Raw genomic sequence first — 15,300 nt, forward strand, 5'->3', positions numbered from 1 at the left:
TTGTCCTTCTGAAAGGATCTCAGCATAATATTAGAAAAAAGCAAGAATAAAAGTTCATTATTTAGATCCTTTCAGGATAACAAAGCTTACGGTTATTGGCTGAAAATTAAAACAGAAAAAAATAATTAATGCTTATTCGTGAAAAATATTTGTGAAACTAGTGTTTAAATTATTCAATAATTAAAGTTTTAATGAAAAGCATCAATCAAAAACAAGCACAACAAAAATAAAAGACTTGTTTTCTTATCAATCAACAGATAATTTAAAATTAAAATCACCCTAAATCAATCAGAAATAACATATATGTCATGTCGAATATCTCATATCTTACAAGATAAATTCATAATTTAGCATCCTTAAACTAAAATGTAATATATGGTTGCTATTGTTGATAGTGGTTCTACAAAGACAGATTGGGTTATACTAGACGACTTCAAGAAGGTTTTTCTAAAAACAGAAACCATTGGATTCAACCCGAATTTTATCAGCAAAGAACTTATTGTTCCGGAGATTGAAAAAAATACAAGCTTAGTATCTGTAAAAAATTCTATTACCAAAATATTTTTTTATGGTTCAGGCTGTGGAGTTCAGGAAAACTGTGATACCATCATAGAAGAATTAAGCAAAGTATTTTTTAATGCTGAAATTACCGTAAGAGAAGATCTTATGGCTGCTGCTTATGCTGCTTACAGAGGAAAGCCTGCAATCGTTTGTATTTTGGGTACGGGTTCAAACTCCTGCTATTTCGATGGAAAAGATTTGAAAATAAAACTGCCTTCTCTTGGTTTCTTAATGGGAGACGAAGGAAGCGGAAGTGCCATCGGAAAACAATTGGTGAGAAGATTCTTCATGCAGAAACTTCCTCAGGACTTAAGAGAAGATTTCGATAAAACATACAATTTAACGATCGATGCGGCTCTCAAAAATATGTATCATATGACAAGGCCGAATGCTTTCCTGGCAGATTTCAACAGGTTTGTTGTGGAAAGAAAGTCACATCCATATTTACAAAAAATGGTGCATGACGAAATGCTGAATTTCTTCGATTATCAGGTTCTTCCATACGAGGAATCTAAAGATGCAGAGATTAATTTCATTGGCTCAATCGCTTATTATTACGAAGATATTTTACGTTCTGCAGCGGCAGATCTTAATCTTAATGTGGGGCAGATTGTACAAAAACCTATCGAGAGTTTAGTCAATTACCACATTCAATATATACTATAATTAAATAACAAAATTCATTATATGTCAAACAAAACCCACCGCGACGAAAAGAACTTTAATCAGGCGGCGCTAGATTATCATAAAGCCGAACCTAAAGGGAAGATCGAAGTTATCCCTTCAAAACCACACTCATCTCAGAGAGATTTGTCATTGGCGTATTCTCCGGGGGTTGCCGTTCCTTGTATGGAAATCCACGAAAAACCGGAAACTGTTTACGATTATACAGGAAAAGGGAACTTGGTCGCAGTTATTTCAAACGGTACTGCGGTTCTTGGATTGGGAGATATTGGTGCAGAGGCTTCAAAGCCGGTGATGGAAGGGAAAGGTCTTTTGTTCAAAATTTTTGCGGATATCAACGTTTTTGATATTGAAATCAACGAAAAAGATCCGGATAAATTCATTGAAATCGTAAAAGGTATTGCTCCAACTTTCGGGGGAATCAACCTTGAAGATATTAAAGCTCCAGAGGCTTTCTATATCGAACAAAGATTAAAAGAAGAGCTGGATATTCCTTTGATGCACGATGATCAGCACGGTACAGCGATCATTTCTGCAGCAGCATTGATTAATTCCTTGCAGATTGCAGGTAAGAAGATTGAAGAAGTAAAAATGGTTGTAAACGGAGCAGGAGCCGCGGCAATTGCCTGTACCAACCTTTATATTTCTCTTGGTTTAAAGAGAGAAAACGTGTTAATGTGCGACAGTAAAGGAGTTATCAACCACAGAAGAGAAAACCTTACACCAGAAAAATTAGATTTCATTGTTGAAACTGATATTGATACATTAGAAGATGCTGTAAAAGGTTCAGATGTTTTCATCGGATTATCAAAAGGAGATGTAATGTCTCCGGAAATGTTGTTGAGCATGAACGAAAATCCTATCGTTTTTGCATTGGCAAATCCAGATCCGGAAATCGCTTACGATTTAGCTTTAGAAACTCGTAAAGATGTTATCATGGCGACAGGAAGAAGTGATTATCCTAACCAGGTAAACAACGTTCTTGGTTTCCCGTACATTTTCCGTGGAGCATTAGATGTTCAGGCGAAAGGAATTAATGAAGCCATGAAATTGGCAGCCGTTCATGCAATCGCTGATTTGGCTAAAGAACCAGTTCCGGAAGCTGTAATTTTAGCATACAATATTCAGAATCTTCAGTTTGGTAGAGAATATTTTATTCCAAAACCATTCGATAACAGATTGATTACTAAAGTTTCAAGTGCTGTTGCAAAAGCGGCTATTGAAAGTGGAGTTGCAAGAAAAACGATCACCGATTTCGAAGAATACGAAAATAGTCTTCTTGACAGAATGGGAAGAGACGAGAAGTTGGTGAGAATGATGCAAAACCGTGCAAAAGCAAATCCAAAGAGAATTACTCTTGGAAATGCCGAAGAATACAATGTATTGAAAGCTGCACAGATTCTTTATGAAGAAGGAATTGCTTATCCAAGTTTGCTAGGAAACAAAAAATACATCCAGGAACAAATGGAGCGTTTCGGAATCAATCTTGATGTTCCGATTATCGATCCAAGTGATGATGACCAGAAAGAAAACAGAAAAAAATACAGAGAAACTCTTTGGAAACTTCGTCAGAGAAAGGGAATGAACGAGTACAAAGCGAAAAGATTCGTTCGTCAGAGAGATTATTTTGGTCCATTGATGTTAAGACATGGTGACACAGACGGATTAATTGTCGGTTTCTCTAAAAACTATACTTCGGTTCTTCGACCAGTTTTAGAAGTTATTGAAAAAGACAAAGGTGTCGATAAAGTAGCGGCAATGATGATGATCTTGTCTGAAAAGAAACCAATTTTCTTCGCAGATACATCTATCAACCAAAACCCGACAGCTGAAGATTTGGTAAATATTGCTAAAATGGCTGAAATTACAGTTAAAACTTTTGCGATCGAACCAAGAATTGCGATGTTAGGTTTTGAAAACTTTGCTGCAATTTCTGATACTTCTAAAAAGGTAGCAAAAGCAGTTAGTATTCTTCACGAAAAATATCCGAAAATGGTTGTGGATGGAGAAATTCAACCAGATTTTGCGATGAATGCAGATCATTTGAGTGATTATCCTTTCTCAAAACTGGGAACGACACCGGCAAATACATTCATTTTCCCGAATTTGGAAAGTGCAAACCTGTCTTACAAGATCATCAGAGGAATGAAAGTAGCGCAAGTTATCGGACCAATCTTGATGGGACTAAAACAACCGGTTCACGTTTTACAAATGCGTTCAAGCGTAGATGAAATTGTAAATCTGGCAACTGTTGCCGTTCTTGATGCTCAAAGAAGAGAGTTAAAAGATAAAAAATAAACTTTACTAAAGCTTCAAGATTTCAAAAACCTTGAAGCTTTAATTTTTTAGAAATTGAACACTTAGTGATCTTGGTTAAGTGAAATCAAGGATTCGACTTATTCAACCACATTTGCGAACTTAAAACGCATAGCTGTTAAAGAAAAACATGGTGACCTTTGCTTTAAAAATTAAGATTATTAAAAACATAAACACAAAATACCAATAATGATGAGGTTAAATGAAAAAGCGATTATTTTCGATATGGATGGAACTCTTGTAGACAACATCCGCTATCACGAAAATTCGTGGATTATATTTTTAAGAGATTATGGAATCGAGATCGATTTGGAAACTTTTGCTCCCCAAAATCATGGAACGCTGGATGAAATGATCGTTCGTTTTTTTGGAAACGATTTATCAAAAGACAGGATTTATGAATTGGGAATTAAAAAAGAAGAAGCGTATCAAAATTTGTATCGACCCGACATTAAAGAAGTAAATGGGTTGACACCTTTTCTTCAAAAATTAAATCAAAATAAGATCAAAACAGGTTTAGCAACAATGGGAATTCCCAGAAGTATAGATTTTATTTTAGATGGCTTAAATATCAGAAATTATTTTCAGGAAATTACAGGAGGAATCGAAGTTTTGAAGGGAAAACCAAATCCTGATATTTTCTTAAAAACTATCGAAAAATTGAAAGTCGATGCTAAAGATGCCATCGCAGTTGAAGATTCGATGGGTGGTATAAAAGCGGCCAAGGATGCTGGTTTAAAGGTTCTCGGAATCACAACAACCCACACAGAAGAGGAATTGATGGACAACGGTTGTTTTCAGGTAATTAATGATTATTCTAAAATTGAGATTGCTTAAGAAATATTTTAGTTAAATAATTTTTATTCACTAATAATTTTATAGGGACTCCAGATTTTGGAGTCTTTTGTTTTTATATCAAATCGTTAAAATTCTCAACAAAAATTAAGTTAAAAATCATTCGCGCATCAAATGAAAACATTACTTAGTTTAATTTGCTATATTTGGGAGTTTTAAAAATTAATAATGATATTTTCACTACAAGGCATTGTTCAAGAACTTACGCCTACCTACGCAGTGATCAACGTACAAGGAGTTGGTTACTATGTAGGTATTAGTTTGATGACTTCGCAAACACTTACATTAAACAAAGAAACTGTACTTTTTATTCAGCAAATCATTAGAGAAGACGCCCATTTACTTTTTGGATTTAACACTCGTTCTGAAAAAGAGATGTTCAATCTGTTAATAAGCGTTAATGGAGTAGGTGCTGTTTCTGCCCTTATTTTACTATCCACTTTAAGTCTTGATGAGATTGCTTCGGCGATACTTTCCAAAAACAGCGCATTGATTCAAAAAGCAAAAGGGATCGGTGCAAAAACTGCTGAAAGAATTATCGTGGATCTTAAGGATAAAGTGCAGAAATTCAGTAATCCGGAAGAAAATATTTCTACATTTGTAAATAATAAAATTAAGGATGAAGCGTTATCTGCATTAGAAGTTTTGGGCATTCCGAAACGAATGAGCGAGAAACTTGCGGATAGAATAATTAAACAAAATGCCGACGTTTCGGTAGAAGAGTTGGTAAAGCAAATTTTAAAAAACATTTAACATTTGGTGGCAAATAATAAGTACCTCAATATAATTTTGTTCCTGTCATTTCTGTGTGTGTCTGTCACGACATTTGCGCAGAATAGGCCGGTGCAGGATACAGCGATCATTAAAAAAGACTATCAGCTTGCGGATCCCACGCAGTATGAAGCTTATTACGACATAAAAACAGGAATGTATTTCGTCTACCCAAAGATCGGAAATACAATTGTCGGTCAGCCAACCGCCATGTCTCCTGAGGACTATAAGGTTTTCATGATGACGGCTCAGCAAAAAGCTTATTATAAAGAAAAATCAGACAAATACAGTTTGATGTTCCGAAAAGATAAGACCGATGCCGCGAGAAAAGGGTTGATTCCTTCCTTACAAATTAACAACAGGCTTTTCGAGACAATTTTCGGAAGTAACAAAATTGAGATTATTCCTTCCGGATATGCCTCTTTTGATTTCGCAGGATTGTATCAAAAAATTGACAACCCGTTGATTTTACCTCAAAACAGAACAAGCTTTACGTTTGACATCGACCAGAGAATTCAACTTGGTTTATTAGGAAAAGTGGGGGAAAACCTTCAATTGAAAGCCAATTACGATACTCAGAGTGGTTTCGCCTTTGAAAACAGAATGAACCTGGTTTGGCAGGCAAAAGGAAGCTGGAAAGATCTTCAGCAAAAAGGTTTAAACGATGTTGATAAGCCAAGCGCTGGAGGAGAAGATAAGATCATTAAAAGAGTAGAATTCGGTAACGTGAGTATGCCGCTTTCAACAAGTTTGATACGCGGTTCTCAATCTTTATTTGGGGTAAAAACCGAGTTTCAGATGGGTAAAACATATGGAACGGTTGTTCTTTCTCAACAGCAAGGGGAAGCTCGAAATATTACCGTTCAGGGTGGTGGTGTTATTAATAATTTTAAAATTAATGCCATTGATTATGAAGATAATCAGCACTTCTTTATCGGTCATTATTTCTTGAATAATTATGATAATGCTTTATTAAATTATCCTCAGATCAACTCAAAGATCAGTATTACAAGAATGGAAGTTTGGGTACTGGATCAAGGGAATACAAATTTACAATATCAGAAAAGTATTATCGGGATCAGGGATTTAGGTGAAGGCGCTTCAGGTCTGCCGGACAATAGTCAGAACGGACTTTACAGTGCTATTTCTTCTGCGATTGGATCTCCGAGAGATCAGGGAAAAAATTATACGCCTATTTTACAAGGGCAGACTTTCCCTGGAAGTGCAGTACCTTATAATAATAGTGAACATTTCATTGTTAATACAAAAGCGAGAAGACTAAATTCCAATGAATATATATTACAACCGCAGTTAGGTTATATTTCATTAAATCAAAAACTAAATGATAACCAGCTTTTAGCAGTATCATTCTCATATACGGTAAACGGAAGCAATCAAGTATACAAAGTTGGAGAATTCTCGGAAGAATCTCCTGTTTTGGTAACAAAATTATTGAGACCCAATAATAACTTAGACGTAACTTCTCCAATGTGGCAGTTGATGATGAAAAATATTTATTCTTTAGACGCAGGTCAAGTAAGTCAGGATGGATTTATCCTGAATGTTTTATATAGAGATCCGCAATCCGGAGGTAAGGTAAACTATCTTCCGGTGAACAACAACGATCAGATCCGAAGTACGCCTTTAATTAAATTATTAAACTGGGACCGTCTGAATGTAAATGGCGACTTACAAAACAATGGAGGCTCAACAGGTGACGGTATTTTCGACTTTGTAAATGGAATTACCATCCGTCCGGAAACAGGTAGAGTAATTTTTACAAAAGCTCAGCCTTTTGGTAATTATATTCAATCTGTAATTGGAAGTAATGATCCGCAATATGTTTATTCAGATCTTTATAGTCAACAAAAGCAGACGGCTTCATCGAGTAATCTAGCACAACGATATACAATTGAAGGTCGGTACAAAGGAACTCAGGGACAGGGAATTTCTTTAGGAGCAGTAAACGTTCCTCAAGGTTCGGTTAAAGTTTCTGCAAACGGAGTTCAGTTGACAGAAGGTATCGACTATACGGTAGATTACATGTTAGGAACTGTAACAATCATCAACGAGCAGGTAAAACAGTCCGGACAAGCCATCAACATTTCGTTGGAAAATCAATTGACATTTAATACACAGAGAAAACGTTTCTTGGGATTAAATTTAGAAAGAAGATTTAATGAAAATTTTATCTTGGGCGGAACAGTTGTTAATTATTCTGAATCTCCACTTACTCAAAAAGTAAACTACGGTCAGGAAGCAGTAAACAACACGATGGCTGGAATCAATTTGATGTATAACAACCAGCTTCCGTTCCTTACAAGACTTACTGATAAAATTCCTTTTGTAAATACGGAAGCGCCATCCAATTTGAACTTCAAAATGGAAGCTGCTTATTTGCTTCCGGGATTAAATAAAGGAATTAATGATCAGTCCTATATCGATGATTTTGAACAAACCACATCAAAAATTACATTAAAAGAACCAACAGCATGGAGCTTAGCTTCAAAACCCGAAAAAAACCAATCTGATCCTATTTTCCAAGGTGCAGGTAAAAATAACGATACTTCTGAAGGGTACGGAAGAGGACTATTGTCTTGGTATAACATCGATCCTAGATTCTGGGGTGTTGGTGGTAAAGCGCCAACAGGTATTACACCACAATCGGTTTCCAATCACGCTTCGAGAAGGGTATTGTTCTCTGAAATTTACAATAACAGAGATTTCGTGGCGGGTGAACAAACATATACGAACACTTTCGATATCTCCTATTATCCACAGGAAAAAGGACCTTATAACTTCAACCCAAATACGGAAAGCACACAACAAAGATGGGCGGGTATCATGAGACCTATTTCTGTTTCCAATTTCATCAATTCAAATATTGAATATGTTGAATTTTGGTTAATGGATCCATATGCTGATGGAGGTACATTGGGTACAGCACCGAAACTTTTACTACAGTTAGGTAACGTATCGGAAGATATCCTGAAAGATGGACAAATGCAGTATGAAAATGGTTTACCAACTGCAGGAACTCCATCTACAACTACAACTACAAACTGGGGAACTCAGCCAAAACAACCGCCAATTCTTTATGCATTCTCGAGTGAAGGTGCAGACAGAGTGGCACAGGATGTTGGATATGATGGTTTAAGCTCAGATCAGGAATTAGCGAAATTTGGAAATACTTTTACCAACCCTGTAACGAATTTATCTGATCCTGCTTTGGATGACTTTGTTTTCTACATGTCTAGCCAATTTACAGGAAGTCAGGCTGCGTCGGTAGTTCAGAGATACAAATATTTCAGAGGCCCGGAAGGAAATTCACAAAGCAATTCTTTGGAAGTAGCTACTCAAACTCCGGATTCGGAAGATATCAATAAAGATTACAACTTAGACCAAAGTGAAAGCTACAACCAATATGAAGTAAATCTAGCTCAGTCAAGTTTAACTTTAGGACAAAATAATATAGTTGATGTAAAAACAGTCGAAGCTACATTCCAGAACCAGCAGAAATCTCAGGTGAAATGGTATTTGTTTAGAATTCCGGTTGCAAAATATGACGTTGGCGTAGGAGAGGCTAGTGCAACAGTTCTTAATAATGTAAGATTTGCAAGATTATTATTAAAAGGTTTCGATCAAACTTCAACGTTGAGGTTCGGGACAATGGATTTGGTAAGATCAGATTGGAGAACATATCCTAAAAACATCGCACAATCTGGTGCTGATGACGGTAGTGATGAGGGATCTTTAACTGTAAATAACTCTAATTTCGAAGTTGGAAGTGTAAATATCGAAGAAAATGCATTAAACCAACCTCCATATGTATTGCCTCCGGGAATCGACAGACAGATTCTAAGTGGAAATGCAGGTGCTCAAAGACAAAATGAAGCTTCTCTGTATATGAAGACTGATGTTCTTGCTGCTTCTGAAGCGAGAGGAGTATTTAAAAATACTTCTTTGGATATGAGAAGGTATAAAAGGTTGAAACTTTTTGTTCATGCTCATGATCCTAAAAACAGAGAAATTGGAATTGATAATAAAACTAAATTCTTCATTCGTTTTGGTAGTGATGCAACAGACAACTATTATGAATATGAATCATCATTAAAGCTAACATCTACACTTGCTACAGCTCCAATGGAAATTTGGCCAATGGAAAATGATGTGGATCTGAATATTCAGGATTTTGTTGATGCTAAAATCAGAAGAGATAAAAACTTCCCAACGCAGATTACAAAGCGACTTGCAGATGGTACATTTGATCCGGGTGATACATCCAAGAAGATATATATCAAAGGACGTCCAAGTCTAGGAAATATTACTACGATTGTTTTAGGGGTTAGAAATGGAAGTCCTAGAGTAGGAGGTGCAGTTAGCATAGAAAGGGTTCTTTGGGTAAACGAAATTCGTCTTTCGGAAATCGAAAACGACGGAGGGTATGCTGGAAATGCTAGTTTGAACTTCAACCTTGGAGATTTTGCTACAGTGAATGCAAGTGCTTCTTACACATCGGTTGGTTTCGGAAATATCGATTCTAAACCTGCAGAAAGAAGTCAGTCTACACAATCTGCTTTCAGCATTAATACTGCGGTGAATGTAGATAAATTCTTACCAGAGAAAAGCGGAATGAAAATTCCAGTGAATTATTCATATTCTCAGACAATTGAGGATCCTAAATATAATCCTCTGGATACAGATGTTGAATTTAACAAAGCTGCGAACAAAGCAGAGCTTAAGAAAGTAGCAAGAACATATACTCAGCAAAGAAGTATCGGAGTTGTAAATATGCACAAAGAAAGAATGAACCAGAATAGAAAACCAAAATTCTATGATGTGGAAAACATTTCGGTAACGGCTGTTTACAACGATGATTATTACAGAGATATTTATACAAAGAGAAATTACAGACAATATCTGAGAGGTTATATTGATTACAATTATACCTTCAAACCGTGGGTTCTAAGACCATTTAATAAAATGATCAGCGATACGGCGAAGTCTACGAAATATCTGAAATGGGTAAAAGAATTTAACTTCAACCCAATTCCGACAAGATTATCTTTCAGAACGGAAGTAGATAGAAATTTTAACGAACTACAGTTTAGAAATGTTGATGCTATTTTAAGTGGAAATTATGGTGATGATTTCGCGGCAATCAAAAACAGAAACTTCTATTTTGGTTGGCAGTATGGCTTAGGATTTAATTTTACTAAATCTTTAAAGCTAGAAATTAATTCAGCAACAAGAACGCTTAATGATAATGTGGATGTGAACACAATGGATAATGCTTCGATTTTCGGAAACGTATTCAGAGCGGGTAGACCGGTATTGTACAATCACCGAGTGCAATTGAATTATAAATTGCCGTTCCAGTATCTTCCATATTTAGATTTCATCGATGCGGAATTAGGGTACGGATTTACTTATAACTGGAATGCAAGATCTACCGTATTGCTGGCGAGTCCGGATGGAAGTTTGGGATCAATCGGTCAAAATACAAATGTTATTCAGGGAACTGCAAGTGCCGACTTCACGAAGTTCTTTGGTCAGTTTAAATATTTTAAAAACATTTCTACAATCCTTCAGAAACGTAAGCAGGAAATTGATTCATTGAATAACGCTTACACACAACAATGGGAGAAAAACAGATATGCTTACAAAAAGTATAAATTTAAAAACAGACTGACTCCACTTCAAAGTATGGCATTCTTATTAACTTCGATCAAACAATTAGATGTTAATTATTCTGAAAACAATGGAACAGTACTTCCAGGTTTATTATCTGCACCAAACTGGTACGGTTACGGTCAGACCTTAGGAGGTCCTTCAATTGGATTCTTGTTGGGCTCACAAGCAGACATTAGAAGAATGGTAATGGAAAATGGTTGGGTAAGTGATTCTGAATTCATGACAGATCCTTATGTCCGAATGTCCACCAAAGAATTAAGGGCAAATCTCCAAATCGTTCCGATGAATGATCTCAGAATTGATGTGAATGCTTTGCATAATTATAACAGAAACTTCTCTCAAACAGGATTCAATTACAGAGATCCGGTTACAGGAGTAGTCAACCCGAATTATACCTTCGCTAATGATTTGGTAACGTATTCAAATTCGGTGGTTCTTTTGAAAACATCTTTCAAAGATGGAGCAGCGGTTTATCAGGCAATCAGACAAAATGCAAGAATCATATCTCAGCAAATGGGAGGTCCAATTGGAGCAGATGGATTTACGGAAGGACACAGTATTGCAAATGCATATGTTTTAATTCCGGCATTTAGAGCGGCAGTAGAAGGTAAAGATCCAAAACAAATGGGTAATCCTAAAAAAGCTGGATTGCCAATTCCAAACTGGAAGATTACGTATTCAGGTTTAAGAAACGTTCCGATTATCAACGGACAATTCTCTAAGTTTGATATTTTACATGCGTACACTGCAACTTATACGGCTTCGGGAGTTCAATCAAGTATTGATTATTTTAATACATTAACTTCAGACACAAGTTCATTCAGAGATGTTAACAATGATTATATCAACCCATTCACCTTCGCTCAAGTAGGTTATGTTGAAAACTTCTCACCGCTTATCGGAGTAGATGTTACGATGAGAAACAATATGCAGTTTGGTATTCAGTACAATAGAATGAGAACTTTATTGCTTGGATTGGTAAACCATACTTTAACGGAGGATTCCAACAGCGAATATGTAGTAAGAGTAGGATATATCATCAGAAACTTCCAATTAGGAATGACGAATGTAAGGGGTAGAGGAAAAGCAAAAGGAAGCGACCTGAACATCAGAGGAGATTTCTCATTAAGAGATAGTAGAACAAGTATTACAAATATCCTATTAGATGATTCGCAGGTGACAGGAGGTCAGAAGTTGATGAATATTAAAGTCTCTGCAGACTACAATGTTTCCGAAAACTTAAACTTAAGAGTCTTCTACGAACAGATGACATCGAAATATAAGATCTCAACAGCATTCCCATTGTCAACGATCAGAGCAGGTATTTCTGCCACGTTTACATTCGGAGATTCGGGTGGTCTTTAATTAGAACTGAAATAAATTTAAATGTCCTTCAATTTTGGAGGACATTTTTTATATCCGATATTTGAACCTTATAGAATTTTGAATACATTTGTAAAAATAAAAATTAAAAAATGAACACACCATCAGAATTAAAGTACACTAAAGATCACGAATGGATTAAGATCGAAGGTAATGTGGCTACAATCGGTATTACAGACTTCGCACAAGGTGAGCTTGGAGATATCGTTTATGTAGATATAGATACTGTAGATGACGATTTGGAAGGAGGAGAAGTTTTCGGAAGTGTTGAAGCTGTAAAAACAGTTTCAGACTTATTCTTACCGATCGCTGGAAAAGTTATTGAATTCAATTCAGAATTAGAAGCTCAACCGGAATTGTTGAATACAGATCCTTATGGAGATGGATGGATCATCAAATTAGAGATTGCTGACGGTGCAGATCAATCAGAATTACTTTCTGCAGAAGAATACCAGGCTATCATTGGATAGTATATCAAAAATATTCAGTAAGATTTTGCCCATTTATTGGGCATTTCTTACTTATATGCTTCTCAAGCCCGGCGAAGAAAACCATGAATATTGGTTTATGTTCAATGGTATCGACAAAGTTTTGCACTTAAGCATATTTGCTGCTCTTGGTTTCTTTTTCATGGCAGCCTTTCCAAAAATCAAATTTTACTACTTCATTCAGATTATCCTGATCTATGCATTCCTCACCGAAATCCTTCAGGAAGAGATGAGGTTAGGAAGATCCATGGAAACTCTCGACATCGTCGCAGATACGATCGGTTGTCTTATCGGTTATTATATATATAAGTTGCTTATTAAAAAATTCTTTTAAACTAGAATTCGGATCCAGCTCTGTCATTGCAATAGTGTAGAGGTAATCTCAAAAGGATTCTCAATTTCACAAGCCTGTCATTTCTACGTAGGAGAAATATATTAACATTATTACTCAAAACACTCCCACCCAAAAACTCTCAAATCCTCCAACCCTCATTTTTTTATTTGGAGCTAAATCCGGCTTTCCGCTGTATCTTTATGTCTACGGCTTGCGCTTTGCTCCAGCCGCAGCCAAAAAGGATGCCGCTTCAATCCGGGCTATGGTGGAGGAATGTCCATTCAGCGTTCATCAATCATCAAAAACATCAGTTTTCAAAATAAGATAACAATTTCCATCCAGCTTGTCATTCCGAAAGAATCCAGGCATATTATTAGAATAAGTTTACGTCATTGCGAGAAACACAGTTCCGAAGCAATCACTATCATATAAATACAAGAACACAAAAAATCACAAACATTAGCGTCATCGGCAAAATCTGCGAAAGATAAAAAAATAAAAAGGGGGGGGTATCCCAAATGACTATCATTCCAAAAATCACCCATTCTCATACCCAAATCCCTGTAACCCCAACTTAACAAACATTAGTTTAAAATTATTGTGACTAAGATTCAGTAGTTTAGCTTTAAATATTACAAAAAAGTAAATTTTATGTTAAATAAATTAGGATTATAAAGGAATAAATTTCTACTTTTGCCCCACTGAAAACGAGAGGAAGTAGGAAGCGCAGAAGAGCCTAAAACAAGGCCAATAACAAGAAACACTTTTAGATAACAAACGATTACATCAAACACAATTTTATTTAAGCTAATTGCAAAATTAAATTAGATAAAAAGTTGTGAGATTAGAAAAGTTTTGTATCTTTGCAGTCCGGTAAAACGGGGAGCAGGAGTGAGATTGACGGAGTGGAAATAAAGAGAATTAAGGTCATCAAAAAACTTTAAAAAATCTTTAAAAAGATTTGGTCAATTAAAAATAAGTTATTACTTTTGCACACGCAAATACGGGGTGACACTGACAGAAAGATTGTCCCGTTAAAAAGCGAAAGAACGAAGTTCATTGAAATACAATATAACAACCAAGTAAGGAAAAACTAAAGCGTTAAAAAAAACTTTGAGTGAGTCAAGAACAAACATACAATGGAGAGTTTGATCCTGGCTCAGGATGAACGCTAGCGGGAGGCCTAACACATGCAAGCCGAGCGGTAGAGATTCTTCGGGATCTTGAGAGCGGCGTACGGGTGCGGAACACGTGTGCAACCTGCCTTTATCTGGGAGATAGCCTTTCGAAAGGAAGATTAATATCCCATAATATATTAACTGGCATCAGTTGATATTGAAAGCTCCGGCGGATAGAGATGGGCACGCGCAAGATTAGATAGTTGGTGAGGTAACGGCTCACCAAGTCAATGATCTTTAGGGGGCCTGAGAGGGTGATCCCCCACACTGGTACTGAGACACGGACCAGACTCCTACGGGAGGCAGCAGTGAGGAATATTGGACAATGGGTGCAAGCCTGATCCAGCCATCCCGCGTGAAGGACGACGGCCCTATGGGTTGTAAACTTCTTTTGTATAGGGATAAACCTTTCCACGTGTGGAAAGCTGAAGGTACTATACGAATAAGCACCGGCTAACTCCGTGCCAGCAGCCGCGGTAATACGGAGGGTGCAAGCGTTATCCGGATTTATTGGGTTTAAAGGGTCCGTAGGCGGATCTGTAAGTCAGTGGTGAAATCTCATAGCTTAACTATGAAACTGCCATTGATACTGCAGGTCTTGAGTAAGGTAGAAGTAGCTGGAATAAGTAGTGTAGCGGTGAAATGCATAGATATTACTTAGAACACCAATTGCGAAGGCAGGTTACTATGTCTTAACTGACGCTGATGGACGAAAGCGTGGGGAGCGAACAGGATTAGATACCCTGGTAGTCCACGCCGTAAACGATGCTAACTCGTTTTTGGGTTTTCGGATTCAGAGACTAAGCGAAAGTGATAAGTTAGCCACCTGGGGAGTACGTTCGCAAGAATGAAACTCAAAGGAATTGACGGGGGCCCGCACAAGCGGTGGATTATGTGGTTTAATTCGATGATACGCGAGGAACCTTACCAAGACTTAAATGGGAAATGACAGATTTAGAAATAGATCCTTCTTCGGACATTTTTCAAGGTGCTGCATGGTTGTCGTCAGCTCGTGCCGTGAGGTGTTAGGTTAAGT

At 36.8% G+C, this 15,300-nt stretch carries 7 protein-coding genes and 1 rRNA gene (1 of these 8 running past the window's edge); all 8 read left to right on the forward strand.

Going from position 1 to position 15,300, the window contains the following annotated elements; translation table 11 throughout:
- Positions 1-375 precede the first annotated feature (375 nt).
- Positions 376-1,227, forward strand: coding sequence for a BadF/BadG/BcrA/BcrD ATPase family protein (locus tag ACKX2A_RS14590; protein WP_415325480.1), 852 nt, complete (start codon positions 376-378; stop codon positions 1,225-1,227).
- 21 nt (positions 1,228-1,248) lie between these two features.
- Positions 1,249-3,543 (forward strand): NADP-dependent malic enzyme, encoded by a 2,295-nt coding sequence (locus ACKX2A_RS14595; RefSeq protein WP_415325481.1) that lies wholly within the window; start codon positions 1,249-1,251, stop codon positions 3,541-3,543.
- Positions 3,544-3,750: 207 nt separating this feature from the next.
- Entirely contained in the window at positions 3,751-4,398 is a 648-nt protein-coding gene (locus ACKX2A_RS14600) for an HAD family hydrolase (RefSeq protein ID WP_415325482.1), read from the forward strand.
- A 186-nt stretch (positions 4,399-4,584) separates the two neighbouring features.
- On the forward strand, positions 4,585-5,169 hold the full coding sequence (gene ruvA, locus ACKX2A_RS14605) for a Holliday junction branch migration protein RuvA (protein WP_415325483.1): 585 nt from the start codon (positions 4,585-4,587) through the stop codon (positions 5,167-5,169).
- Between the two features lie 57 nt (positions 5,170-5,226).
- The gene (gene sprA, locus ACKX2A_RS14610) at positions 5,227-12,246 is read left to right on the forward strand and encodes a cell surface protein SprA (protein WP_415325484.1); all 7,020 of its coding nucleotides are present in this window, start codon (positions 5,227-5,229) and stop codon (positions 12,244-12,246) included.
- A 110-nt stretch (positions 12,247-12,356) separates the two neighbouring features.
- Positions 12,357-12,734 (forward strand): glycine cleavage system protein GcvH, encoded by a 378-nt coding sequence (gene gcvH / locus ACKX2A_RS14615; RefSeq protein ID WP_415325485.1) that lies wholly within the window; start codon positions 12,357-12,359, stop codon positions 12,732-12,734.
- Positions 12,735-12,759: 25 nt separating this feature from the next.
- A complete protein-coding gene (locus ACKX2A_RS14620) occupies positions 12,760-13,086 on the forward strand; it encodes a VanZ family protein (RefSeq protein ID WP_415325486.1) in 327 nt (108 codons plus the stop codon).
- 1,136 nt (positions 13,087-14,222) lie between these two features.
- A 16S ribosomal RNA gene (locus ACKX2A_RS14625) occupies positions 14,223-15,300 on the forward strand (it continues 439 nt past the right edge of the window).

Origin of the sequence: Chryseobacterium sp. MMS23-Vi53 (assembly GCF_047651245.1) — a bacterium.
GTDB lineage: Bacteria > Bacteroidota > Bacteroidia > Flavobacteriales > Weeksellaceae > Chryseobacterium.